General features: G+C 44.6%; 27 protein-coding genes and 3 tRNA genes. 15 read left to right on the top strand and 15 right to left on the bottom strand.

Annotated features, from left to right (window positions below):
• The 3 genes from ACWB1W_RS06115 to ACWB1W_RS06105 form a co-directional block, all read left to right on the top strand.
• Window positions 1-211 (top strand): hypothetical protein (locus tag ACWB1W_RS06115; RefSeq protein WP_479370494.1); only part of this gene is annotated, 211 nt, incomplete at its 5' end.
• Window positions 212-835: a response regulator transcription factor gene (locus tag ACWB1W_RS06110; RefSeq protein WP_479370493.1), complete on the top strand. Its 624-nt coding sequence runs from the start codon at window positions 212-214 to the stop codon at window positions 833-835.
• Entirely contained in the window at window positions 822-1,862 is a 1,041-nt protein-coding gene (locus ACWB1W_RS06105; RefSeq protein WP_479370492.1) for a sensor histidine kinase, read from the top strand. Before ACWB1W_RS06110 ends, ACWB1W_RS06105 begins: the two co-directional genes overlap by 14 nt.
• Here ACWB1W_RS06105 and tsaD read toward each other — a convergent pair.
• Genes tsaD through ACWB1W_RS06090 form a run of 3 tightly spaced genes read right to left on the bottom strand, consistent with a single transcriptional unit; the run spans window position 1,855 to window position 4,477 of the window.
• On the bottom strand, window positions 1,855-2,862 hold the full coding sequence (gene tsaD, locus ACWB1W_RS06100; protein ID WP_479370491.1) for a tRNA (adenosine(37)-N6)-threonylcarbamoyltransferase complex transferase subunit TsaD: 1,008 nt from the start codon (window positions 2,860-2,862) through the stop codon (window positions 1,855-1,857). The two genes, ACWB1W_RS06105 and tsaD, sit on opposite strands and share 8 nt — an antisense overlap.
• A complete protein-coding gene (locus ACWB1W_RS06095; RefSeq protein ID WP_479370490.1) occupies window positions 2,859-4,079 on the bottom strand; it encodes a S41 family peptidase in 1,221 nt (406 codons plus the stop codon). Before ACWB1W_RS06095 ends, tsaD begins: the two co-directional genes overlap by 4 nt.
• Entirely contained in the window at window positions 4,076-4,477 is a 402-nt protein-coding gene (locus tag ACWB1W_RS06090; protein WP_479370489.1) for a hypothetical protein, read from the bottom strand. The genes ACWB1W_RS06095 and ACWB1W_RS06090 overlap by 4 nt, the downstream gene beginning before the upstream one ends.
• 24 nt (window positions 4,478-4,501) lie before the next feature.
• Between ACWB1W_RS06090 and ACWB1W_RS06085 the strand changes: the two genes are divergently transcribed.
• A complete protein-coding gene (locus ACWB1W_RS06085; RefSeq protein ID WP_479370488.1) occupies window positions 4,502-5,773 on the top strand; it encodes a dihydroorotase in 1,272 nt (423 codons plus the stop codon).
• 2 nt (window positions 5,774-5,775) lie between these two features.
• Window positions 5,776-6,243, top strand: a complete 468-nt coding sequence (locus ACWB1W_RS06080; protein ID WP_479370487.1) for a hypothetical protein — start codon at window positions 5,776-5,778, stop codon at window positions 6,241-6,243.
• Here the strand turns inward: ACWB1W_RS06080 and ACWB1W_RS06075 are convergent, their stop codons facing one another.
• From ACWB1W_RS06075 to tkt, 6 genes are all read right to left on the bottom strand, one after another.
• Complete coding sequence (locus ACWB1W_RS06075) at window positions 6,244-7,554, bottom strand: nickel-dependent hydrogenase large subunit (RefSeq protein WP_479370486.1); 1,311 nt, start codon at window positions 7,552-7,554, stop codon at window positions 6,244-6,246. It abuts the gene before it with no gap.
• Window positions 7,544-8,395: an NADH-quinone oxidoreductase subunit B family protein gene (locus ACWB1W_RS06070; RefSeq protein WP_479370485.1), complete on the bottom strand. Its 852-nt coding sequence runs from the start codon at window positions 8,393-8,395 to the stop codon at window positions 7,544-7,546. The genes ACWB1W_RS06075 and ACWB1W_RS06070 overlap by 11 nt, the downstream gene beginning before the upstream one ends.
• A 13-nt stretch (window positions 8,396-8,408) precedes the next feature.
• Window positions 8,409-8,484, bottom strand: a tRNA-Pro gene (locus ACWB1W_RS06065).
• Between the two features lie 23 nt (window positions 8,485-8,507).
• Window positions 8,508-10,415, bottom strand: coding sequence for a leucine--tRNA ligase (gene leuS, locus ACWB1W_RS06060; protein ID WP_479370495.1), 1,908 nt, complete (start codon window positions 10,413-10,415; stop codon window positions 8,508-8,510).
• A gap of 9 nt (window positions 10,416-10,424) precedes the next feature.
• Window positions 10,425-10,500: transfer RNA gene (locus ACWB1W_RS06055), tRNA-His, on the bottom strand.
• 23 nt (window positions 10,501-10,523) lie between these two features.
• Window positions 10,524-12,527 (bottom strand): transketolase, encoded by a 2,004-nt coding sequence (gene tkt / locus ACWB1W_RS06050; protein ID WP_479370484.1) that lies wholly within the window; start codon window positions 12,525-12,527, stop codon window positions 10,524-10,526.
• A gap of 39 nt (window positions 12,528-12,566) precedes the next feature.
• Between tkt and cysS the strand changes: the two genes are divergently transcribed.
• Window positions 12,567-14,057: a cysteine--tRNA ligase gene (cysS, locus tag ACWB1W_RS06045; RefSeq protein WP_479370483.1), complete on the top strand. Its 1,491-nt coding sequence runs from the start codon at window positions 12,567-12,569 to the stop codon at window positions 14,055-14,057.
• Here cysS and ACWB1W_RS06040 read toward each other — a convergent pair.
• The 5 genes from ACWB1W_RS06040 to hisD form a co-directional block, all read right to left on the bottom strand.
• Window positions 14,054-14,356 carry a NifU family protein gene (locus tag ACWB1W_RS06040; protein WP_479370482.1) on the bottom strand — a complete coding sequence of 101 codons (303 nt, stop codon included), beginning with the start codon at window positions 14,354-14,356 and terminating at the stop codon, window positions 14,054-14,056. The genes cysS and ACWB1W_RS06040 overlap by 4 nt on opposite strands.
• Window positions 14,357-14,421: 65 nt before the next feature.
• Complete coding sequence (gene nadB / locus ACWB1W_RS06035) at window positions 14,422-15,954, bottom strand: L-aspartate oxidase (protein ID WP_479370481.1); 1,533 nt, start codon at window positions 15,952-15,954, stop codon at window positions 14,422-14,424.
• Window positions 15,935-16,915, bottom strand: coding sequence for a gluconeogenesis factor YvcK family protein (locus ACWB1W_RS06030; RefSeq protein ID WP_479370480.1), 981 nt, complete (start codon window positions 16,913-16,915; stop codon window positions 15,935-15,937). Before ACWB1W_RS06030 ends, nadB begins: the two co-directional genes overlap by 20 nt.
• A complete protein-coding gene (locus tag ACWB1W_RS06025; protein ID WP_479370479.1) occupies window positions 16,912-17,430 on the bottom strand; it encodes a hypothetical protein in 519 nt (172 codons plus the stop codon). Before ACWB1W_RS06025 ends, ACWB1W_RS06030 begins: the two co-directional genes overlap by 4 nt.
• The gene (gene hisD, locus ACWB1W_RS06020; RefSeq protein WP_479370478.1) at window positions 17,427-18,701 is read right to left on the bottom strand and encodes a histidinol dehydrogenase; all 1,275 of its coding nucleotides are present in this window, start codon (window positions 18,699-18,701) and stop codon (window positions 17,427-17,429) included. The genes ACWB1W_RS06025 and hisD overlap by 4 nt, the downstream gene beginning before the upstream one ends.
• A 28-nt stretch (window positions 18,702-18,729) precedes the next feature.
• Here hisD and ACWB1W_RS06015 point away from each other — a divergent pair.
• From ACWB1W_RS06015 to ACWB1W_RS06005, 3 genes are all read left to right on the top strand, one after another.
• Window positions 18,730-18,804 (top strand) — tRNA-Gly (locus ACWB1W_RS06015).
• 8 nt (window positions 18,805-18,812) lie between these two features.
• Complete coding sequence (gene hisH / locus ACWB1W_RS06010; RefSeq protein WP_479370477.1) at window positions 18,813-19,433, top strand: imidazole glycerol phosphate synthase subunit HisH; 621 nt, start codon at window positions 18,813-18,815, stop codon at window positions 19,431-19,433.
• The gene (locus ACWB1W_RS06005; RefSeq protein WP_479370476.1) at window positions 19,434-20,084 is read left to right on the top strand and encodes a YidH family protein; all 651 of its coding nucleotides are present in this window, start codon (window positions 19,434-19,436) and stop codon (window positions 20,082-20,084) included.
• On the opposite strand, the gene ACWB1W_RS06000 is transcribed toward ACWB1W_RS06005, so the two are convergent.
• Complete coding sequence (locus ACWB1W_RS06000) at window positions 20,081-20,428, bottom strand: hypothetical protein (RefSeq protein ID WP_479370475.1); 348 nt, start codon at window positions 20,426-20,428, stop codon at window positions 20,081-20,083. The two genes, ACWB1W_RS06005 and ACWB1W_RS06000, sit on opposite strands and share 4 nt — an antisense overlap.
• 88 nt (window positions 20,429-20,516) lie before the next feature.
• Here ACWB1W_RS06000 and gcvH point away from each other — a divergent pair, with 88 nt between their 5' ends.
• The 6 genes from gcvH to ACWB1W_RS05970 form a co-directional block, all read left to right on the top strand.
• On the top strand, window positions 20,517-21,002 hold the full coding sequence (gene gcvH, locus ACWB1W_RS05995) for a glycine cleavage system protein GcvH (protein ID WP_479370474.1): 486 nt from the start codon (window positions 20,517-20,519) through the stop codon (window positions 21,000-21,002).
• Window positions 21,002-21,265 carry a thioredoxin family protein gene (locus ACWB1W_RS05990; protein ID WP_479370473.1) on the top strand — a complete coding sequence of 88 codons (264 nt, stop codon included), beginning with the start codon at window positions 21,002-21,004 and terminating at the stop codon, window positions 21,263-21,265. Before gcvH ends, ACWB1W_RS05990 begins: the two co-directional genes overlap by 1 nt.
• Before the next feature lie 17 nt (window positions 21,266-21,282).
• Window positions 21,283-22,131: a glycine--tRNA ligase subunit alpha gene (locus tag ACWB1W_RS05985; protein WP_479370472.1), complete on the top strand. Its 849-nt coding sequence runs from the start codon at window positions 21,283-21,285 to the stop codon at window positions 22,129-22,131.
• Window positions 22,118-22,789, top strand: coding sequence for a ribonuclease III (rnc, locus tag ACWB1W_RS05980; RefSeq protein WP_479370471.1), 672 nt, complete (start codon window positions 22,118-22,120; stop codon window positions 22,787-22,789). Before ACWB1W_RS05985 ends, rnc begins: the two co-directional genes overlap by 14 nt.
• On the top strand, window positions 22,782-23,711 hold the full coding sequence (hemH, locus tag ACWB1W_RS05975; protein ID WP_479370470.1) for a ferrochelatase: 930 nt from the start codon (window positions 22,782-22,784) through the stop codon (window positions 23,709-23,711). Before rnc ends, hemH begins: the two co-directional genes overlap by 8 nt.
• Window positions 23,712-23,720: 9 nt before the next feature.
• Window positions 23,721-24,434: helix-hairpin-helix domain-containing protein (locus tag ACWB1W_RS05970; protein ID WP_479370469.1), on the top strand; the 714-nt coding region annotated here is incomplete at its 3' end.

The following is a 24,434-nucleotide window of genomic DNA, read 5'->3' as shown; positions in this document are numbered from 1 at the left end:
AGGAGCGGGATACGAGCTTAAAAAGCTTTATCTAAACCTATCTCTGGATTTAACGGAATCTTCTCTGAGGAAGAAGTATTACCCGTATCTGACGCTTTTCTCCCTATACGATTTAACCGATAAACTTTTCTTTACCATTACCTACAGTAAAGGACTTAGCTGGGATGCTATAGACAGGACAGTATCCCTTAAGCTGGGGTTTAGATTCTGAATGATGAGCGGGAAAATACTACTCGTTGAAGACGACAGACTTCTCGCCTTAAGTCTTAAGGAGTTCCTTGAGGAAAACGGATACGGGGTTGATATAGCCTTCAGTTACGAAGAGGCTATAAACAAACTGGAAGAAACTACATACACCGCATACATTATAGACGTTAACCTCGGAGATGGCGACGGCATAGAGCTTATTAAGTTCCTAAGGGATATAAAGGACAACACTCCCGCCTTAATAATCAGTGCTATGACGGATATACCTACAATAGCGAGGGGATTTGAGTCGGGAGCAGACGATTACATAAAGAAACCCTTTGACCCTGAAGAGCTTCTTGTAAGACTTAAGGCACGTATAAAAGAAGACACACTATCTTACGGAGAACTCCTTTATAAAAACGGGAGGTTCTTTCTGAGAGATGAAGAAATTGAGCTCGGAGAGGTAGAGAGGTGTATACTCTTAAAACTCCTGAAGAATGCAGGGAAAACGGTTCACAGAGATGCACTCCTTGACTGTATGAGAAACCCGTCACCCACAGGACTAAGGGTAATAATAAACACACTCAGAAGGAAAACGGGATTGAATATAAAGTCGGTAAAGGGTCTCGGTTATGTTCTTGAGTAGGTTAACGAGTTATGAAAGGGAGTCCCTTTTAAAGTCCTTCCTACTCTTCTTTACCGCAATAGAGGTTTTACTCTTAGTGATAACCGCTCTAATGGTCAAGGTAGACCTGAAAGATTTAAAGCACAACACTTATCTCAGGTTGATAAATTACTCCTATACCTTTAAGGGAGGTGAGTTCCGCATAGATATAGTTAAAAATGAAGGAAAGAGTTTTTACACGTTATACGAAGACGAGAGCGGTCTGTATATTCTCGTCCCCATACCGGGTGTAAAGGAAGACGTTTTAAAAATAATTTACCCTTCCGAGGAGCTTAAAAAAAGAAAGAGAGAAGTTATTAAAAACCACGTTATTTATCTTTCCTTTTTTACGCTTCTTAACCTTATTCTTTCCCTGATATTTTCCTTTTATTCAATATCTCCTCTAAGGAAGGCCGTAGAGGTTATGACAGAAATATCAAGGGACGTGGCGCACGATATGAAGACACCCCTAACGAGTTTGTTAATAAACATGAAAATACTAAAAAGAAAGTGTGGTGAGGAATCTTTAAAAAGAATGGAAGAAGCGGTAAATCAGTTAATAGCTTTGAGCGATAATCTATCTTCCCTACAGCTAGTTTCCTTTAACGTGGAGCAACCGGTAAGTATAAGTGAGGTTGTTGAAGGTGTTGTGAAGGACTTTAAAGAGCTTTACCCGGAAATAAAGGTAGAGCTTAAACTGAAGAAGGTAAGTTTAAAGGGTGAACCCCCAGCGATAAAAAGAATTGTGGATAACGTGGTCTCAAACGCTTTTAAACATAACACAGGAAATTGGGTAAGGATAAAACTTGATGAAAAAGAACTTCTGGTGGAAAATCCCTCAAAACCTGTGAAAAATACCGAAAAAATCTTTGAGAAGTTCTACAAAGAAACGGATAGGGGAACGGGAATAGGTTTATACGTTGTCAAGAAACTTGCTGAACTTCACCGCTGGAAAGTAAGGGCTGAGTACAAAGAAGGGGTTTTCAGGATTAGGATAACATTCAGGTGAACAATCTTCCGAACTCCTCCAGGGGAATATTGGGCTGGGGGTTTATATCAAGGGGAGCTGTTATCCCCCTCTTGAACCTCTCCGCACCCGCGTAAGCTATCATAACCGCGTTATCTGTGGAAAGCCTCGGGTGAGGAATGTATAGCTCAAATCCTTTTTCCTCGGAAACCTTTTTAAAGACCTCTCTCAGCCTTGAGTTAGCTGAAACACCCCCCACCACGACAACCCTCTTTACACCCGTTTTCTGAACTGCCTTTAAGGTTTTCTTCAGGAGAATCTCAACCACCGTTTCCTGGAAGGAGTAAGCAACATCCTCCTTTCTTAGGTTCTTTTCCCTTTTTAAGAGATTTAAGACGGCTGTCTTCAGTCCGCTGAAGGAAAAGTTTAGGGTCTCGTCGTTTAATAGGGGTTTCGGGAGCTCATAAAGCTTTCTTCCCTCTTTTGCAAGTTTGTCTATTATAGGTCCTCCCGGATATCCGAGCCCTAGCATCTTGGCAACCTTGTCATAAGCCTCTCCGACAGCGTCGTCAAGGGTTCCCCCCAGAAACTCGTATCTTCCGAAATCCTTAACCAGATACATATCCGTATGTCCCCCCGACACTATCAAGGCAAGGAAGGGATAATCAAGCTTTTTTTCAAGGAAAACGGAGTATATATGTCCCTCAAGGTGGTGAACCGGAACGAGGGGTTTATTTAGCTCGTAGGCAAGCGCTTTAGCAAAGGCCACACCCACAACGAGAGAGAGTATAAGACCGGGTGTGAGTGTGAAGGAAATGAAGTCTATCTTTTTCATGTCAAACTTTGTTTCCTTTAAGAGCCTATCAAAGAGGGGAAGAATATTTCTCGTGTGTTCCCTTGCGGAAAGTTCCGGAACGACACCCCCGAAGGGGGAGTGAACAACCGCCTGGGATAGAATTATATCCCCTATAACACCCTTTTCCGTGTCATAGAGTGCAAGGGCTGTTTCATCGCACGAGGTTTCAACTGCCAGCGTTATCATCCTGCATTTCTAAGCTCTTCCTTCCTTTGAAGTATCTCAATGGCCTTCCTCAGCTGAATGTCTATTTCGGGAAGGAGTATAACCCTTTCGGTGTGCCCTTCAAACCTTAGCTGTCTTATCCTTTTGAAGAGTTCATCCCACGTCTTTTGGTCCATCTTTACAACTACGTTCGGTGTTATGCCTTTCTTGTGTATAAGTCTTCCTTTGGGGGTGTAGTAGTAGGCTATTGTGAGCTTTATTGCTGAACCATCGTCAAGGGGGATTATGTTCTGAACCGATGCCTTTCCGAAAGTCTTTTCTCCTACAAGTGTAGCCAGTTTATAGTCCTGGAGGGCACCCGCTACTATCTCGGAGGCACTCGCAGAGCCTTTATTTACGAGAAGAACAACGGGAAGATTGTGGGTAAGGGGGTCTCTTTCCGCGAAGTATCTGTTTATCTCTCCCCTTCTTCCCTTCGTGTAAACTATCAGCTTTCCCTTAGGAACAAAAAGGTCTGCAACGTCAACGGCTTCCGTGAGGAGTCCCCCGGGATTGTTCCTTAGGTCTATTATGAAGCCATATACTCCTTGCTCTTCAAGAGTTTCTATCGCCTTTTCCAGACTTCTCGCTGTTCCGCTCGTAAACTGGGATATCTTTATGTAGCCTATTCCTTTGTAGTTTGTAAACTTCACACTGGGAACCTTTATCCTCGCCCTCGTTATCACAACTTCTATTGGTTTATCAACACCCTTCCTCAGAATCGTGAGTTTCACCTCTGTTCCCGGTTTTCCCCTTATCTTCTTCACAACTTCCATCAGGGACATGTTAAAGGTATCCTGGCCATCTATGGCTATTATTACGTCACCCGGCCTGAGACCGGCTCTCCAGGCAGGTGTCCCTTCTATGGGGGAAACTACTATAGGCCTACCTTTTTCCATAGTTATCTCAATACCTATTCCTCCGAACTCCCCTTCCGTTTCCTGCATAAACTCCTTGTACTGTTCCGGAGTAAAGAAGTCGGAGAATGGGTCCAGAGAGGAAACCATTCCGTCTATAGCCCCGTATATCAGCTTCTTTATGGGAACTTCTTCTACGTATTCCCTTTCAACGATTTTCAGAACCTTTGAAAAGAGCTTTAGGTAAAAATACTTATCCTCTTCTTTATCTGTGTTCTGACCAAGTATAAAACCCGTAAAGAAAACCAGAATAACCAAAGGAACTAACGCTACATTCCTCATTGTTCCTCCTTCCTGAACAGGATTTCTTTAACGTCTTTTATGGTAAAGGAAGCGTTTCCTATATCAGAGGCCGCACTACAAAAGTAGTTAGAAGGAAGTTCAAAAACCTCGGACTTTCCGTTTCTGAAGAATATCTTCACTATAGCTTTATCACCGCTAACGTTGATTATGTCCATCTTTTCAACGTTCGTAAGTGAAACCGCATACTCAACGTCTCCCTTCTTCACTTTTATGTAGGATAAACCCTCACAGGTAGGGCTCTTTAAAAGGTGCTTTACACCTTTTTTATCTACAACGATTACCTTAATATTTTTTACCTCGGGAGGACTCCCGGTAGGTTCGGCCATAGGAAATGCAAAGGAGAGAAATAAAAGGCTCAAAGGCAAGATTCTTCTCATAAGATTTTAGTATATAAAATTTACATGCTTAAGCTTATTGTAAAGAACGGATACCTCGTTGATCCGTCCCAGAACCTTGAGGGGAGGTTTGACCTTCTCATAGAGAACGGAGTAGTCAAGGAGATAGATAAAAACATTCTTGTTCCGGAGGCGGAGATTATAGACGCCCAGGGATTAATAGTTTGTCCGGGATTCGTTGATATACACGTCCACCTTAGGGACCCCGGCCAGACTTACAAGGAGGATATAGAGAGCGGTAGCAGGTGTGCGGTAGCAGGCGGCTTTACAACCGTAGTTTGTATGCCGAATACAAATCCTCCTATTGACAGTCCGAGCGTTGTTAAATACGTCCTTGGGAAAGCGGAAAAAGTAGGACTTTGCAGAATCCTGCCGGCGGGTTCTATAACGAAGGGAAGGAAAGGCAAGGAGTTAGCAGATCTTTACGCTCTTAAGGAAGCCGGGTGTGTTGCCTTTACGGATGATGGGAGTCCCGTAATGGACAACTCCCTCATGAGGAGGGCCATGGAGATAGCAACAGAGCTTAACACGGTTATACTTGACCACTGTGAAGACGATAAACTCGCCTACGGTGCTGTTAACGAAGGAGAGATATCCGCCCTTCTCGGACTCTCCGAAAGGGACCCCTCTGCGGAAGATATACAGATAGCACGGGACGGTGTTCTCGCTCACTACACGGGAGCGAGGGTTCATATCCAGCACCTTACAACTTCCTTCGGTGTTGAGCTCATAAAGTATTTCAAAGATAAAGGGGTTAATATAACCTGCGAGGTAAACCCCAACCACCTTACATTTACCGAAAAGGAGATTTTAAAAAGCGGGGCAAACGCAAGGGTAAACCCTCCGCTCAGAAAGGAAGAAGACAGAAAAAAGCTCATAGAGGCGGTTAGGGAGGGAATAATAGACTGCTTTGCCACCGACCACGCTCCCCATGCACCCTTTGAGAAGAAGCTCGTAGAGTTTGCATCGCCCGGCATAATAGGACTCCAGACCGCTCTCCCTATGGCTCTAAACCTTTATAGGGAAGGTTTTATTAGTTTAAAAAGACTTATAGAGATGTTTACTGTAAATCCTGCAAGAATACTGGGGCTTCCGTACGGAACCCTGAGAGTGGGAAGCCCGGCGGATATGACGGTATTTGACCAGAATAAAGAGTGGGTTCTCAACGGAGAGACGAACTTATCAAAGAGCAGGAACACACCCCTGTGGGGCAAGGTTCTGAAGGGTAAGGTGATATACACCATAAAAGAGGGAAGGGTTGTGTATAAAGATAATTAGTCATGGGTATATTTATAGAGGACCTACTTCACTTCGGAAACCTTATAGACAACGAGGTTGAGGTTGAAATTGAAAAGGAAGCTTTCAAGAAAACCTTTTCATCACTTGATTTTGAGTTTGACGAAGGAGTTGTGAAGATAAAGGGAAAGAAGAGGGTTCTCATATTTCCGAAGGGATTTGAGTTCAGGGGAAGGGAGGAAAGCAATAAGGTTTTCAACGAGAGTGAAGATGACGAGCTGAAGGACTTCGGAGTTTACCTTAAGATACTCTCTCCCGATGGAATTGACGAAATTACGAAGGACAAACACTTTAAGAGGGAAGGGGAATACCTAAAGTTCAGCCTTCTTGACGTGTTCAAGAATACGGAAATTTACCAAAAAGTTCCTAAACAGTTCAGGGATAAACTTGAGATAACTAAGTATAAGGTAAAAAGAGATAAGTTCTCCATATTTCTAACGGTTGTAAAGTGATTAATGGGTAGTGCAAACGGAACAAAGGTCAAAGCTCCTTAAAACCATCTCAGCCTTAAGAGAGCTATCAAGACCGATTAAGGCTTTTTCCGCCACACCGAGGTATTTCTCACATCTCGGGCCCAGGTTCCACTGAGAGGGGGTTATTATCTCGTAAGCTTTTATCTTGCCCTTTTCTATCTCAACTTTGTGTATAAGCGTTCCCCTTGCGGCCTCAACGACTCCTATTCCACTTCCGCTTACTTCCTTCGGTAATTCGCCCGTTACGGACTGCTCATTTATACGGTTTAGTAGCTCCGTAAGGAGTTCTTCAACCTTCTCAATGATTTCCCACAACTCAAGAACCCTTGCTGCCACACGAACCATAAAGGAATCTCCGAATTCCGAAAACAACCTATCAACAAAGGGATTTCTACATAAAACCTGCCTTGCTAATGGTCCCGTTTCGAAAGGAAGCCCCTTATACCTTACGGGTCTTGAAAGTGTGTAGGATGGTGGATTTAAAACCTCAACGAACTTCGGTGAAAACTTAAACCTTCTGCCTTTTTCTTTCTTGTAGGAAGGCTTTAGAGTATCTATAAACCCTCCGCCGCTTATAAACCTTCCGTAGGACCTTCCTGCTCCGCTTAAGGAAAATTCCTCGCACAACTCAAAGAATTTACCGAGGTCCCCCTTAAGATTTTCGTATTCCCCTTTCTTCCTGAGATTTTTAAACTCTTCTTCATCCAACCCTACGACACGTGAAAGGAAAAAGCTCTTGAAGTTTTTTATAAGAGTCTTCGCTCTGAACACGTCCTCTTCGTAAGGGGTTGAGGTTATGCCCCCAGGAACGGCGTAAGAGGAGTGGGGCCATTGCCCCGAAAAGAGCGCTATAACCTTTACAACCTCGGAGGAAACCTTAACCGCCTGTCTCCAGTTACTCCCTGAAAAGGGTTTATACTCGTGAAGGCTTTCTTTAAGTTTGACAAAATCGGGAAGTATAAAGAGGTAAAACCACTTTACGTGGTTCTGGATTATCTCGGTCAACCTTGTTATCCTCCTGAGTATTTCCGCCTTTTTGGGAACTTCCTTTATTCCGATTGCGTCTTCGATGGCTTTGACCGTGGCTATGAGGTGAGCATGCCCGCATATACCGCAGACCCTTGGGTTTATAACCAAGGCGTCCATGAAAGGTTTTTCCTTCAAAACTCTTTCTATTCCCCTTACCTCGTTGAAAATGATTTTTGCGTCTTTAATTATCTTTCCTTTCCACTCAAGCTTAAGGGAAGCCTCCCCTTCAACCCTTGTTAATACCTTTTTCTCAATCTTCATCCTTCAGCCTTTCGGGTGCGAACATCTTTGCAACACCCGAGAGCATAATATAGCCCCTCTTTGATACACCGAGGGGAAGTTCCGCAGGAATGCCAGCATACTGCTTCGTCTCCCAGAGGTTTTCACGGGGAAAATCATACTCGGTGCACCCAAAGCACGGCGTTCCCGCCCTGGTTTTTGAGTTTACTCCGTTCCAGAGTATGATGTTACAACTGGCATGTGTCATGGGTCCCCTGCATCCGAAGTGGTAAAAGAGACACCCTTTTCTTCTTCCGAACTCTTTCGCCTCAACCTTCCATTCAAAGAACTCGTTCCTTGAGCACCCCCAGTGGGTTAGACTCCCGTAGTAATCCTTAGGTCTCCCGAGCTCATCAAGTTCTAGCTTTCCCCTCTTTATCTTTAGGAGCGTTCCCGTAATCCACTCCGGGTTTGCCGGACATCCCGAAAGATTTATAACGGGATAACCCTTCTTACTCCTGAACTCCCTTCCGAGAAATCCTCCCTTCTCTTTAAACCTGTACTGAAGACCCGAGACGTTTTCCCTACCGAGAGCCGGTATGTTTCCGTAAACCGCACAGTTTCCCACCGCAACGACGTAGTCCGCAATCTCACAGAGCTTCTTTATTGTCTCATCGTCCTTTCTTACAGCTCCTTCAAGAACGAAAACGTTAAGTTTTCCCCTTTTTAGAACTTCACTTACGACTTCTTCCTCCGTGTTTAGAGAAAAAGAGGGATGAAACAGAACCTTAAACTCCTCAAAGATTAACTCAGCCTTATCTGAGCTGAGGAGGGAGTGGGTGTTTCCGCAACAAGTAAGCCTTTGAATCCAGAGGAGTTCCATGGGGTGGGGTAAATGGTCGGGGTGACCGGACTCGAACCGGCGACCTCTGGCCCCCCATGCCAGCGCGCTACCACCTGCGCTACACCCCGTCCAATATTTTTATTATACGTTTTTATCCCTTCTTAACAACTCCCTTTAGCTCCTCCAGTTTATCTTTTAGCTTTTCAATATCATCCTCTTCAGAAAGTCCGAGGTAATCAAGGAGTTTTTTCACGCTAACCCACTTTTTCAGAACCATACCCTGGGTTATCAGCTTCTCAAAGGGTTCGTCGTCCCTCACGAGCCCTATATCCTTTAAGAACTTCTGAAAGAATCTTGCGTATAAGAGGTGTAAAACAGCGTGTTCTATTCCTCCTATGTAGACGTCAACGGGCATCCAGTAGTCGGTTTTCTCTTTTGAGAAGGGCTCTTTATCGTTTTTGGAATCACAGAATCTTAAGAAATACCAGGAGCTGTCAAAGAAGGTGTCCATCGTATCCGTTTCCCTTCTCGCCTTTCCTCCGCACTTAGGACACTTTGTATTTACGAACTCTTCGGAGGTTTCAAGGGGATTCCCCTGTCCCGTGAACTTAACGTCAAGGGGAAGCTTTACGGGAAGTTCTTCCTCGGGAACTGGAACCATACCGCACTTTTCACAGTAAACAACGGGAATGGGGGTTCCCCAATACCTCTGTCTTGATATGTTCCAATCTCTTAGTCTGTAGGATACCTTAAAGTCTCCGAGACCTTTTTCATTTAACCACTCGGTTATTCTTTTCTTTGCTTCTTCGTTATTAAGTCCGTTGAAGCTGTTCGAGTTTATAAGAACACCCTCTCCCTCGTAAGCTCCTTTATCAAAGTCCCACTCTTCTTCGGGCTTTACAACAGGTTTTATGGGAAGTCTGTATTTCTTCGCGAATTCCCAGTCCCTCTGGTCATGAGCGGGAACACACATTATCGCTCCCGTTCCGTATTCGTAAAGGACATAGTTAGCACTCCATACGGGTATCTTTTCTCCGTTTGCGGGGTTTGTCGCGTAAACTCCCAGGAATACCCCTTCCTTTTCCTCCTCCATTGTTCTCTCACGGGTAGACATCTTTTTCATCTTCTCTACGAAGGCTTCAACGTCTCCGTAACAAACCTTTCCGAGTTTTTCCCCTATGCACGCAAGAACGGGAACGAGGGGGTGTTCGGGAGCGAGAACCATAAAGGTTGCTCCGAAAACAGTATCAGGTCTCGTTGTAAAAACATCTATGTAAATTCTTCTATCTTTTAATACGGCTTCTTTAAGTTCCTCGGGAATGCAGTCTATAAATTTTTCCGGGTCTTCAAGTTCAACGTAAAACTTGATTAGAGCTCCCTCAGAACGTCCTATCCAGTTTCTTTGCTGGGCTATAACCCTTTCGGGCCACTTCCCCTCAAGTTTCTTTAAATCCTCAAGGAGTCTATCCGCGTAGGCCGTTATCTTTAAGAACCACGATGGAACCTCCTTTTGAACTATGGGAGTTCCACACCTCCAACACTTCCCCTCTATTACCTGCTCGTTTGCGAGAACCGTCCGGTCGTGAGGGCACCAATTCACCTTTGCGGTCTTCCTGTAAGCTATTCCCCTTTCAAGCATCTTTAAAAATATCCATTGATTCCATTTGTAGTATTCAGGGTCACAGGTTGCTATCTCCCTATCCCAGTCGTAGGAAAATCCGAGCATCTTTAACTGTTTTTTCATATAGGAAATGTTCTCGTAGGTCCACTTTGCCGGATGTATCCCGTGTTTTATAGCCGCGTTTTCTGCGGGCAGTCCGAAGGCGTCCCAACCCATAGGATGGAGGACGTTTTTACCCCGCATTCTGAGGTATCTCGCTATAGCGTCCCCTATGGTGTAATTTCTCACGTGTCCCATATGGATTCTTCCGGAGGGGTAGGGAAACATCTCAAGGACGTAAAACTTGTTAGGCCTTTCCTCTTGGGCTTTAAATAACCTTGCTTCTTCCCAGCGTTTCTGCCACTTTTTTTCAATATCTCTCGGATTGAAGGCTTTCATGGGTTTTGATGGGGAGGGTGACGGGACTCGAACCCGCGACACGGGGATCCACAGTCCCCCGCTCTACCAACTGAGCTACACCCTCCTCCAGAATTTTTAATTATAGAACTACTTGAACCACTTTTCAATGACCTTCTCCGCTACGTTCTCAGGGGTAAATCCGAAGTATTCAAAGAGAACACTTCCGGGTGCTGACTTTCCGAACTCATTAAGACATATTATTAACCCCTCTTCACCAACGTATTTATACCACCCCGTATCCCTTCCGGCTTCCACAACAACCCTTCTCTTTACGTCTGGAGGAAGAACACTCTTCTTATATTCCTCCGATTGTTCGTCAAAGAGCTCACAACATACCATATTAACTACCCTCGTCCTTATGCCCTTTTTCTCAAGGAGCTCCTTGGCACCGAGTGCAACTTGAACCTCCGAGCCTGTTGCTATGATTATGACATCAGGTTTTCCTTGAGTGTCTGCTATTACGTAAGCTCCCCTCCTGACACCCTCCGGAGAAGCATACTTTTTCCTGTCTATGGTTTTTACCTTCTGCCTCGTGAGAATTATAGCGGTTGGTCCGTTCTTTCTCCTTAGGGCTATCTCCCATGCGTATTTAACCTCGTTTGCATCAGCAGGTCTTACGAGCCACAGGTTAGGAATACTCCTTAAGCTCCAGAGCTGTTCAACGGGCTGGTGGGTGGGGCCGTCCTCACCGAGGCCTATTGAGTCGTGCGAGTAAACAAAAACGACCTGAAGGTTTGCAAGGGCGGCGGTTCTTATGGCAGGCCTCATGTATTCGGAGAATATGAGGAATGTTCCTCCATAGGGGAGTATTCCCCCGTGGTAAGCCATTCCGTTCAGGATTGTTCCCATAGCGTGTTCCCTTACCCCGTAGTGGATGTTCCTTCCGTGAGGTGTTTCCGCCTCAAAGTCGGGATACTTCTTCAGAACCGTGTTTACCGACTCCGAAAGGTCAGCAGAACCCCCTATAAGGGTAGGTATGTAATCCGCCATAACATTTAAAACCTTTCCGGAGGCTTTTCTCGTGGGCATATCTTCCGTAAACTCTTCTACCTCTTCAATCCACTCAAGACTCCATTCTTTGTTTAACGCTTTTTCAAAGGTTTCCGCAAGTTCGGGAAACTTATCCTTATACTCTCCGTATAGCCTGTTCCACTCCTCTTCAAGCTTTGCTCCTTCAACAACCTTTCTTCTCGTGTATTTTAGAACTTCTTCGGGGACGTAAAACTCCTCTGAGGGCCAACCGAACCTATTTTTTGTTTCTTCGGCAACATCTTTACCCATGGGCTTTCCGTGAACTTCCGCGGTATCCTGGAGCGGCGTTCCGTATCCTATATGGGTTCTTACCGAGATGAAGGTAGGCTTATCGGACTCCTTCGCGCTTTTTATAACTTCTTCAAGGAGTTCGAGGTTATATCCGTCCTCTATGTGGAAAACTTCCCATCCGAGAGCCTCAAATCTCTTTAAAACGTCTTCACTCCATGCGAGTTTTGTATCGCCGTCTATCGTTATATGGTTGTTGTCCCATATAGCTATCAGCTTGTTCAACTTAAAATGCCCAGCAAGGGCTGCGGCCTCGTAGGATACTCCTTCCATAAGGTCTCCATCGGATACGAGAACGTAGGTGTAGTGGTCAACTATAGGATATCCTTCCTTGTTGAATATAGTTGATAAGAACTTCTCAGCTATAGCCATTCCGACCGCATTACCGAAACCTTGCCCTAAGTTCCCGGTGGTTGCCTCAACGCCGGGTGTGAGTCCGTATTCGGGATGTCCGGGTGTTTTGCTGTTCAGTTGTCTGAAGGCCTTAAGGTCATCAAGGGTGAGGTCAAAACCGAAAAGGTATAGCACGGAGTAAAGCATAGCACAGCCATGACCTGCAGAGAGTATAAACCTGTCCCTGTTGAACCAATTAGGATTTTTCGGGTTATAGCGCATTATCCTATCGTAGAGGAGATAGACTATATGAGAGGCTCCGAGAGGCATGCCGGGGTGTCCCGACTTTGCCCTCTCTACCATATCAACACTCAGAAAACGTATAGTATTAATAGCAAGGCTGTCTATCTCGCTCTTTGTTTTAAAAAGCTGCGGCATAGTAAGAATATTTTATGTGAATTTTAATAAAATAAAATTATGAGTCTCAGAATTTACAACACGCTTTCGGGGAAGGTTGAGGAGTTTGTTCCCATAAATCCGCCCAGGGTTCTCATATACACATGCGGTGTTACCGTTTACGATGACTCCCACGTGGGGCACGGAAGAAGTCTTATAGTCTTTGACGTTTTCAGGAGGTTCCTTGAGCACCTCGGGTATAAGGTTAAGTTCGTGAGGAACTTCACCGACGTTGACGACAAGATAATAAACAGGGCAAGGCAAGAGTGCACGGACTTTATGACGATAGCAGACAGATATATAGCCCGATACTACATAGATATGGAGAACATAAGAGTAAAGCCCGCGGATGTTGAACCGAGGGTAACGGAACACATAAAGGAGATAATAGATGTTATACAGAAGTTGATAGATAAGGGATACGCTTACGTCGTTGAGGGGGACGTTTACTTTTCCGTAAAGAAGTTTAAAGACTACGGAAAGCTATCAAAAAGGGATATAGAAGAGCTTATAGCCGGTGCACGTATAGAACCATCAGAGAAGAAGAAGGACCCCCTTGACTTTGCACTTTGGAAAGCCTCAAAGGCGGGAGAACCCGCTTGGGATTCACCTTGGGGAAAGGGAAGACCCGGATGGCATACCGAGTGTGTTGCCATGGTGTTTAAGCACTTGGGGGAGACCATAGACATCCACGGCGGGGGGCTTGATCTCGTCTTTCCTCACCACGAAAACGAGATTGCACAAGCGGAAGCTATAACGGGGAAACCCTTTGCCCGTTACTGGATGCACAACGGACTCGTAACGGTAGGTGGTCAGAAAATGTCCAAATCCCTTGGAAATTACGTGACCTTGAAGGAGGTTTATACGAAGTATCACCCCGATGTCCTGAGATTGCTCGTTCTCTTTACCCACTACAGAAGTCCACTTGACTTTTCGTGGGAGAAGATGGAAGAAACACTAAAGGCCTACGAGAGACTAAAGGGAGCGATTGAGGACTACGAACTTCTCAAAAAACTGCAAGTAGTTGAAGAAAGCCAAGGGGGAACTCATCCCCTCTACGACAATGTTAAGGAGTTTGAAGAAAAGTTTTACGCTTCTTTGAGCGATGACTTTAACACCCCGGAAGCTCTCGCCCATGTTTTCGGACTTGTCACCGAGCTGAATAAGGTAAAGAACAATGCTTTTTCTGAAGGGAAAATAACAAAAGGTGAGCTTGAAGCTTACGAGTTTGCCTCAAAATCCCTTTTAAATACGATGAAAAAGATATTCGGACTCCTTGAGGATCTATATCCCGAATGTGAGGTTGAGAGGGTAGTTGAGAAAGAACTGGAAGCCGGCAAGGTTTACGATGAAAAGCTTATTGAGATACTTGTTGAAGCCAGAAACATAGCAAGAAAGGAAAAAGTCTTCAAAGTTGCGGACTATATAAGGGATAAGTTAAAGGAACTCGGTATAATTCTTGAGGATACACCTGCGGGAACTAAGTGGAAGGTAAAGAGAGAAGGGGGTTAAAAGCCGAAGGTTGTTGGTATATCCATGTTTACGTCTTTCACTTCTTTTATCTGAGGGAACTTCTGTTTCAGGACCCTTTCTATACCAGCCTTCAGGGTTAATACGGACATTCCGCATCCCGAACAAGCACCTACGAGTCTTACCAGAACTGTTCCGTCATCCTGGACGTCTACAAGCTCAACATCTCCGCCGTCAAATCTGAGAGCCGGCCTAATCTCGTCAAGAACCTTTTCAATCTCTTCTCTGGTAGGCATCTTAGCTTCCTGTTGTTGGAGCTCTTCCTTCCTTTCTTCAGCCATATTTTCTACCTCCTTTTTCTAAGGAATTTAATGAAGATACCGTAATAAAGATATGCTAAAGGTCATCATTTTTCTAAGAGTGCCGAAAGGGAGAGGACCGTATCTCTCCTGTATGTCTCCCTCTCGTTTGGATAGTCCTTCCTGTAGTGGGTTCCCCTGCTTTCTTTCCTCTCAATAGCTCCCTCAACGGTAGCCAATGCAACGAGAAGTATATCAAAAAGCTGCCTGTTTTTAGGAGAGGGTTCCCACTCCTTAGCTTCTTCAAGCCATCCAAGAATTCTGTTTTTTGCCTCCTTCAGCTCACTTTCTTCCCTCTCAAGTCCAACCTTTTCCCACATTAATTTTTTCAGGTCTTCAACACCGAAAGAGGGATTTTTATCTCCTTGTCTTCCACACTTAAAGTGTTTATCTGTCTTTTTTGATAGCTTTAAATCAAGGGCAACCTGGTATGCGGTTCTGCACCCGAAAACAATACCCTCAAGGAGAGAGTTTGATGCTAACCTGTTTGCTCCGTGAACACCCGTGCATGAACACTCACCCACGGCATAAAGGCCGTTGACACTTGTTCTTCCTCTATCGTCAACCTCAACACCGCCTATATAGTAATGAGCCGCAGGAATAACCGGAACGGGCTCCCTGTAGGGGTCGTAGCCCCTTTCTTTGAGGAACTTATAAATAGTTGGAAATCTCTCCTCAAGCTTTATCCCCTTTTTTACTATGGGTCTGAAGTCAAGGAACACCTCCCTCCCTTCCTTTAGTTCCCTGTATATAGCTCGGGATACTTGGTCCCTCGGGAGAAGCTCGTTCACAAACCTCTCTCCTTTCTCGTTTACAAGGATACCGCCCTCTCCCCTTACCGCCTCCGAGATAAGCAGGTTTGAGTTCTTCAAAACGGTAGGGTGAAACTGAACAAACTCGGGGTTTTTTACGTTAGCTCCGCTCCTGAGAGCTAAGCCTATCCCGTCTCCTCTAACCTTCGTGGGGTTAGAGGTAAAGTAATACATTGAGGCAGCACCACCGGTAGCTAAAACTACAGCAGAAGTTCTTATAAACTCAAGGGAGTTATTTCGCAGGTAAATAAGCCCTTTTACTCTGTTCTCGGAAACTACCAACTCCTGAAGTTCCCCTTCAATTATAGGAATGCTAAGATCTTTCACCCTGTTTAAGAGCTTTGTGTATATCTCCCTTCCCGTGAAGTCCTTAACCTTCAAAACCCTTGGTTTTGAGTGTCCACCTTCAAGGGTTGTATCGTAAAACCCGTCCCTCTTGTCAAAGTTAACACCCCACCTTTCAAGGTCAAGTATCCTCATTATCCCTTCGTAAGTGAGTATCTTCGTGTTTATCTCGTCGTTGAGATATCTTCCGGCTCTTAACGTATCGCAGTAGTGAAGGTAAGGACTATCATCCGAAAGAACAGCGGCAGCAATACCTCCCTGGGAGTAATAGGTGTTCCCTATACCACGGGTGAGTATAATAGGGTTAATCCCCAGTTCCTTCAGATAAAGAGCCGTTGTAATACCCCCTATTCCACTTCCGCATATAACTACACTCGCCTCGCTTTCGGGGAGTTTCCTCGTATCAAACTTTAGAAAGTTCATTCTCAAGTATTTTAATGAGAAGACTTGCAAGTTTTCTTGAGCAGTGTCTTACGTAATCCCCGCCATCTCCTATTAGGTCCTCCGCGTAAACCTTTATACCTTCCTTCGCTATTCTTGATACATCAGGAGTGACCGGCTCCTGGTTTTCCGCGAGATACTTCCTGAGAAGCCTGTCGGGTGGCATCTTTGTATTTACAACTGCAACGTCAACCTTTTCTAGCCCGGAGAAATCCAAAAAGGTTTTTATGTGGTCCCAAGCAGTCATATCGTCCGTCTCACCCGGTTGGGTCATCGCGTTTACTATAAAAACCTTAAGTGCTCCGCTTTCCCTTACCGCTTCCCTTATTTCCGAAACGAGGAAGTTTGGAATTATACTTGTGAATAGGCTTCCCGGCCCTATTACTATTAGGTCCGCTACCCTTATTTTACTTAGTGCTTCCTCAGGAGCTCTCGGTTTTTGGGGTTCTAGCCAAATGCTTTTTATCCTGTTTCCCTTTTTCCCGTATTCGGTTATCTCCTCCTCTCCCTTTACCACTTCTCCGTTCTCAAACTCCGCGACGAGGTTAACGTTTTCGTCCGTAGAGGGAATTATCTTTCCCTTTGTTTTTAGAATTTCTGAGCTCATCCTTACCGCTTCAAGGAAACTTCCCGTGAGCTCAGTAAGGGCTGTTAAAAACAGGTTTCCGAAGGCGTGCCCCTCAAGACCGTCCCCTTTAAACCTATACTGGAATAACTTTTGCATGAGCTCCTCGGCATCCGATAAAGCAACTATGCAGTTTCTTATGTCTCCGGGTGCGGGAATGTTGTATATCTTTCTGAGCCTTCCCGTGCTTCCCCCGCTGTCCGCAACGGTAACTATGGCACTGAGTTCTTTTATGTTTTTCCCCACCTCTTCCTTTAAACCTCTGAGAAGGGAGGAAAGACCTGTTCCCCCGCCTATTGCAACAACGTTAAATCTCATAACATTAACCCCTCTACGTAAATTTTAACGGCTTTATCCATTAATCTTATCTCAAGCTCCTTGAAGTAGCCCGAAGATGTTCTATTCCCGTAAACAATCTCAACGTTCCTGTATGTGACTTTCTTTATCTCTCCATTTCTCACGTAAATTCTTAAACCCTTATCGGATTCGTAAATCCGGTAATCTGAACACATAACGAGCTTATACCTTCCTGGAAAGTACGCGTAAATTACCTGAGAAGGTGTAAAGGGAAACTCAAAACAGAAATTCCTCAGACAAGTGTAAGAATCCCCAAACATTAAATCTCCTTCGGGGGTCTCTACAAGCTCTTTCTTTCCTTCCCTCGAGATGATAAATGGAAATCTAAGAAATAAAGCTTTTACTTGTCCGTAAATCTTTACCTTTTCGGGTGGTTTTCTCATAAGGGAGAGAACGTAATCGCCGGAAGGACACTTTCTTACCTTTGGAGCACAGGAAAGGAGTATTAAGAAAAAGAGAAAGAAAACCCTTTTCACCTTCTCACCTTAACCGCAAATGCATGGGCCGTTAAACCTTCAGCCTTTGCTATTGCTTCCGCATACTCGCTCACCCTCCTAAATCCCTCATAAGACACGTAAAGAACTGATGAGCGTTTCACAAAGTCATAAACCCCCAATGGGGAGAAGAACCTCGCTGTTCTTCCTGTGGGGAGTGTGTGATTGGGACCAAGAACATAGTCTCCCAAGGGTTCCGTCGTGTAATCTCCGAGGAATATCGCACCCGCGTGTTTTAACTCGGGTAGTAAAGCCATGGGTTCTCTCGTCATAACCTCAAGGTGTTCGGGTGCTATGTAGTTAGCAACCTCACAGGCATGGTACAGGTCCTTCACTATGAAAATTGTCCCGAAGTTTCCGAGAGACTTCTCGGCTATCTCCTTTCTCTCAAGCCGGGAAAGGAGGTTGTAAACCTCCTCCTTTACTTTCCGTGCCAGTGTTTCCGAGGGTGTGAGGAGAATAGATGCTGCAAGCTCGTCGTGTTCCGCTTGTGAAAGAAGGTCAGCTGCAATCCACCTCGGGTTAGCCCCTTCGTCCGCTATAACGAGTATCTCAGAAGGTCCCGCAATCATGTCTATATCAACTGTTCCGAACACGAGCTTTTTTGCTAACGCGACGTATATATTCCCGGGTCCGACAATCTTGTCTACCTTGGGTATCGTTTGTGTTCCGTAGGCGAGTGCCCCTATAGCCTGAGCTCCCCCTATCTTGAATACCCTGTTTACTCCGGCTATGAACGCAGCGGCGAGTGTATACTTATTGGGTTTAGGAGAGACCATAATTATTTCCTCAACCCCTGCAACGGATGCGGGAACAGCGTTCATAAGAACCGTTGAAGGGTAAGCCGCCTTTCCCCCGGGAACGTATATACCGACCCTCTCAATGGGAACAACCTTCTGACCGAGAACTATTCCCTCTTCTTCCTTAAAGAAGGAGTTTTCAAGCTGTTTTTCATGAAAAACTCTTATCCTTTCTTCCGCAACCTCAAGGGCTTTTCTAACCTCGGGTTCTATCTCGTTGTAAGCCCTCTCAAGCTCTTCGTAGGGAACTTCCATAGTTTCGGGAGTTAAGGTTACTCCGTCAAACTTTTGGGTAAACTCTATTACCGCTTTGTCCCCCTCTTCTTTTACCCTTTTTAGTATTTCCTTTACGGTTTTTTCGTATTCTTCTTCAAGGATTTCTCCCCGCTTTGCGAGGTATTCAAGTCTTTTATCAAGCTTCCAGTCGTCCTTTCTTAGGTCTACTATTTCCATAATGGAGATATAATAAAATATTTTCTGAGCGGGCGTAGCTCAGGGGTAGAGCGGCGGCTTCCCATGCCGCAGGTCGCGGGTTCAAATCCCGTCGCCCGCTCCAAGAACGTTATGAAGACGGTTGTAGTAGACTACGGAATGGGAAACTTAAGGAGCGTATCAAAAGCCCTTGAAACTGTAGGTTTTCCCGAAGTTACGGTTTCCGGTAACTACAGGGAGGTAAAAGAAGCGGACGTTCTCGTTCTTCCGGGTGTGGGTGCCTTCGGGGATGCTATGAAGAACCTTGAGGATTTAAACCTTATAAATCCTATAAAAGAGCACATAGAGAAGGGGAAGCCTTTTCTCGGTATATGTTTGGGTCTCCAGCTTTTATTTGAGAAGAGCTACGAGCACGGGGAACACAGAGGTTTCGGAATTCTTGAAGGTGAAGTAAAGTTACTGCCTCCGGGTATTAAAATTCCCCATATAGGCTGGAACCAGCTATGGTTTAAAAAAGAGAGTGAAGTTCTTAGCGGTTTAAAGGAGGGGGATTTCTTTTACTTCGTCCACTCCTACAGGGTAATCCCGAAGGATGAAAGTGTAATCCTAACGACGACCGATTACGGGGAGTATTTCGTCTCTTCGGTTGAGGTTGATAACGTTCTTGCTGTTCAGTTTCATCCTGAGAAAAGTCAAAGGAAGGGATTAAAACTCCTTGAAAACTTCAGGAAAAAGGTGGAAAAATATATCTAAATGCTTATCTTTAAGCACCTTCCCCCTCTTAAAGAACCAAGGCTCTTTATGGCAGCGGAAAGGACCTATCTATCCATCCTTAAACTCTCTTTTCAGGCCAGTGCGGTGGGACTCGTCTTGAATAAAGCTGCACTCCTTGATATTTTCTTCTTCGGTTATATTGATAGGCATTTAATAAAGGGTTCCGTTGTTTTAATATCCCTCGCGGTTCTTACGGATGTCTACGCATTCTTGAAGTTCTTCTCGGACATCCGTTACATAGAAGGAGGTGAAGTTGTGGACAAAAAAGAAGTTATAGACCCGAGAATTTACATGGCAGCGGAAAGAACCTTTCTCGCGTGGGTAAGAACCAGCGTAGCCCTAATGATATTCGGTTTCGTGGTTGACAAGTTTGAGATATTTCTCACGGAACTTCAGAAGAAACTACATATAAAGTTTTCCCACGATATAACTTCCCTGAAGGCTATAGGTATAACTATAATGATTCTCAGTCTTATAGCTCTCAGCCTCGGAACACTTAACTTTTACAAAACCATAAAAGATGTAGACAGAGGATACTACAGGACTCACACGGGTCTATACATAGTGGTAGGAATAATAATATTTGCGATAAACTTCATACTACTTTTTGACGTCTTGAAACTTATTTAAAAGGCTTCCTTTGATTTGAGTTCTTCTATTACCTCACCCTTCTTGTTGAAAATCTTAAGTATAGCTTTTGTTCCCTTTATATCAAGCTCCGTCCTCTTTTTCCCGTATTCGTATTGGATTACCTTGTAGTAGTTCCCATCCTCCGTAAACATAAGAACCGTCTCAACTACTCCATGTTTTATCAAGAGCTTACAAAAGTTCTCATCCTCGTAATCAACGATGCCCTCTACAATCATCTTAACAGCAGGACTTACTATTACGTCCTTTCCTTTCGGACACCAATCTTGCCCGTCTGAAGCCAAGGAGATAAGTCCGAGAAGTGCAGAAGCTACAAGTTCTTTCATAGTCTCCTAATTATATAAGAACTTCCTATAAAAACAAAAATAAGTAAATATTGATTTACGAAGCCTTAGGACATAAAATTAAAAGCAAATGGGGACTCAGGAGAAAGACCTGGGAACAGCTTGGGAGTATCAGGGGTGTGTGATACCTAAGGATTTATACTACGACGTGGAAAACCAGGTATGGGTGAGGGTAAACGAAGACGGTACCGTAACCTTAGGTTTGACGGACGTAGGACAGACCAGAGCGGGAAGGCTTCTCCATATAAGGGTCAAGCCCGTAGGAACAAAGGTGAAGAAAGGAAAACCCGTTGCAACCCTTGAAAGCGGAAAGTGGGCGGGTCCCGTTCCCGCCCTCGTTGAGGGGGAAATCGTAGAGGTAAACTCCAAAGTTGTGGAAGATCCCAACTACATAAACATAGACCCCTACGGAGATGCTTGGATAGTTAAGATAAGGCCGGTTAGCGAGGAAACCTTAAAGAGGGATTTGAGAGAACTCGTTACGGGAGAAAAGGCTTACGAAGAGATAAAGAAGCACATAGATGAGTGGGATATAGTCTGTATGAGGTGTGTGTGATGGGTGCAAAGGACAGGCACGTTATACTTCTGGTTTCTCAATGGTGTCCCACCTGTCCCCATGCGGATGCCCTTTGGAGAAAACTTCAGCAGGAATACGGCTTTAAGTATGACGTACTTGATATATCAACGCCCGAGGGAAGATATTGGGTTACCAAGCTAATGATAAGGGGTGTTCCCTCAAGCATAGTTGACGGAAAGCTTGCTTTTGTGGGTGTTCCGAGCGAGGAGGAAGCCCGCAAGGTTTTAGAGGAGGGAGTATAACCCTTATAATTAACTACATGTATTTCCAAGACATAATAATGAAACTTCACAAGTTCTGGGCCGAAAAAGGCTGTCTAATATGGCAACCCTACGACGTTGAAGTCGGTGCGGGAACTATGAACCCCGCAACCTTTTTAAAGGTTCTCGGTAAAAAACCCTGGAACGTTGCCTACGTTGAGCCCTCAAGAAGACCCCAGGACGGGAGATACGGGGAAAATCCAAACAGACTTCAGCATTACTACCAGTTTCAAGTGATACTTAAACCCGCTCCGGAAAACCCACAGGAGATATACCTTGAAAGCCTTAAGGTCTTAGGAATAGACCCCCTTGAGCACGACATAAGGTTCGTTGAAGATGACTGGGAGAGCCCTACCCTCGGGGCATGGGGCCTCGGATGGGAGGTCTGGCTTGACGGAATGGAGATAACCCAGTTTACATACTTCCAGCAGGCAGGGGGGCTTGACCTTGAGGAGATATCGGTTGAGATAACCTACGGACTTGAGAGAATAGCGATGTATATACAAGATAAAGACAGCGTTTTTGATATAGAGTGGAAGGAAGGTATAACCTACGGTGATATATTCAAACGTTCTGAGTGGGAGTGGAGTAAGTATAACTTTGAGCTTGCGGATACCGATATGCTTTTTAAGGTTTACGAGTTCTTTGAGAGAGAATCAAAGAGATTGATAGAACATGAGCTGGTTATGCCCGCTTACGATTACCTTCTCAAGTGCTCCCATGTATTTAACATCCTCGATGCAAGGGGGGCTATATCTGTTCAGGAAAGGGCAAGGTACATAAGGAGGATGAACAACCTGGCAAGGGAGATAGCGAAGCTTTACCTTAAACTTTTTGAGAATGCTTGAAGAGCTTGAAAGGAAACTGGGATACACCTTTAGGGATAAAACACTCCTTGAAAAGGCTCTTACCCACATATCCGTTTCAAGAAGGGAACATTACGAAACTCTTGAGTTTCTGGGAGATGCACTAGTTAACTTCTTTATAGTAGACCTTCTCGTTCAGCTCTATCCTCAAAAGAGGGAAGGTTACCTCTCACCCTTAAAAGCTTACCTCATAAGCGAGGAGTTTTTCAATCACCTTGCGAGGAAACTGGAGCTTCAAAAATTTATAAAAATAAAGAGGGGTAAGATAAACGAGACCGTTATCGGAGACGTGTTTGAAGCAGTTTGGGCTGCGGTTTACATAGACAGCGGAAGAGATGCAAACTTTACAAGAGAACTCTTTTACAAACATTTCCGTGAGGAAATCCTGAAAGCCATAAAGGAGGGGAAAACAAAAAAGAACTTTAAGTCCATACTCCAAGAGATAACGCAGAAGCACTGGAAGGTAAGACCATCTTACAGACTCATAAGTGTTGAGGGCCCGAGCCACGAAAAGAAGTTCATCGTTGAGGCAAGTGTAAAGGAGTTTAGGAGCATAGGAGAAGGAAGAACGAAAAAGGAAGCCGAACAGGAAGCAGCAAAAAACCTTATAGAGGTTTTAAAGGAGGCAAACATTGAGTAAGAAAGGTGTTTTATTGATAAACCTTGGGGGTCCCGACTCCCTGGAGGCTGTGGAACCCTTTTTATACAACCTCTTTTCCGACCCCGACATATTCAAGTTACCCTTTCAAAAACTCCTCGCAAAAATAATCGCAAAGGTAAGGGCAAAGAAAACGAGAGAGTATTACGAGTTAATGGGAGGAAAATCTCCCCAGCTTGAACAGACCCTTGAGCAGGCAAGGGCACTCCAGGAGAGGTTGGGAGGAGAATACAGGGTTGTCGTAGGTATGAGATACTGGAAACCCTTTATTAAGGACGCTTTAAAAATACTCCTTGATGAAGGAATAGAGGAGCTTGTAGTTCTCCCCCTGTATCCCCAGTTTAGTATAACGACGACCGGCTCTGCCTTTAACGAGTTCCAAAGGTCACTAAAAGAGCTCAAAGGGGGAGACCTGAAAGTGAAAAAAGTTTCCCATTTTTACGATAATCCCCTATTCATAAAAGCGTGGGTTGAGAGTATAAAGGAAAAGGTAAAAAACCCCAAGGATTACCACTTTCTTTTCTCAGCTCACAGCCTGCCGAAAAAAGTTGTTGAGAGGGGAGACCCCTACCAGAGGCAGACGGAAGAGACGGTTAAACTTATAATGGAAAACTTTCCCGAGGTTAATTATACCCTCGCATACCAAAGTAAGGTAGGTTTCGGTAAATGGCTTGAGCCCTCAACGGAAGAAGCTATAAGAAATTTAATAAAAAAAGGCGTTAAGAAACTCGTTGTCGTTCCTGTATCCTTTGTATCGGAACACAGCGAAACCCTTTACGAGCTTGACCACGTTTATAAAAGCCTTGCGGAAGAACTCGGTTATGAGGAGTTCATACGCATTCCCACACTCCAAAGCCACCCAACCTTTATAAGAGCCCTTGAGGAGATTGTGAAAAGAGCATAAGTTAATGCTATGAACAAAAATCAGGAGCTTGCGAAAATCTTTGAAAGGATGGCTGACATCCTTGAGTTCCTCGGTGAAAACCCCTACAGGATAAGAACCTACAGGAAGGTGGCGAACATTATAGCGGAGCTTCCGGAAGACGTTGAAAAAGCCTTCTATGAGAGAAAGCTCCATAAAATGCAAGGGATAGGAGAATCAACCTTATTAAAGATAGAGGAGTTTTTAAAAACGGGAACGATAAAGAAGTATGAGGAACTAAGGCGTATGGTTCCCGAGGGACTTCTTGAGCTTATGGATGCTCCGGGAGTCGGACCCAAAACCTTAAAGGTAGCTTACGAGGTATTGGGGATAAGAACTAAAGAGGAGTTTATAGAAGCCCTGAAAAAGGGGAAGTTCAACAGAATTAGGGGATTCGGTCCGGTAAAGGCACTCAGGATTTTAAGAGGAATAGAGATATGGGAAAAGAGTAAGGAAAGGATACCTCTAATAGAGGCCTACAATATGGCCCAAGAGGTACTAAAGCACATGGAGAAAGTGAAAGATTTTTACGAGAATATATCCGTTGCGGGAAGCCTGAGAAGAAGAAAGGAAACTATAGGGGATATAGATATACTCGTTTCCGCAAAGAAGGAAAACTGGAAGAAGATTCACGAGCATTTTACAAAATACCCCGGGATTATGGAGGTACTCGCAAAGGGAGAGACCAAGTCAAGTATAATCCTT

The organism is Aquifex sp., assembly GCF_056494385.1.
Note: the sequence above shows the minus strand (reverse complement) of the source record. Positions and strands in the feature narration are given on the sequence as shown.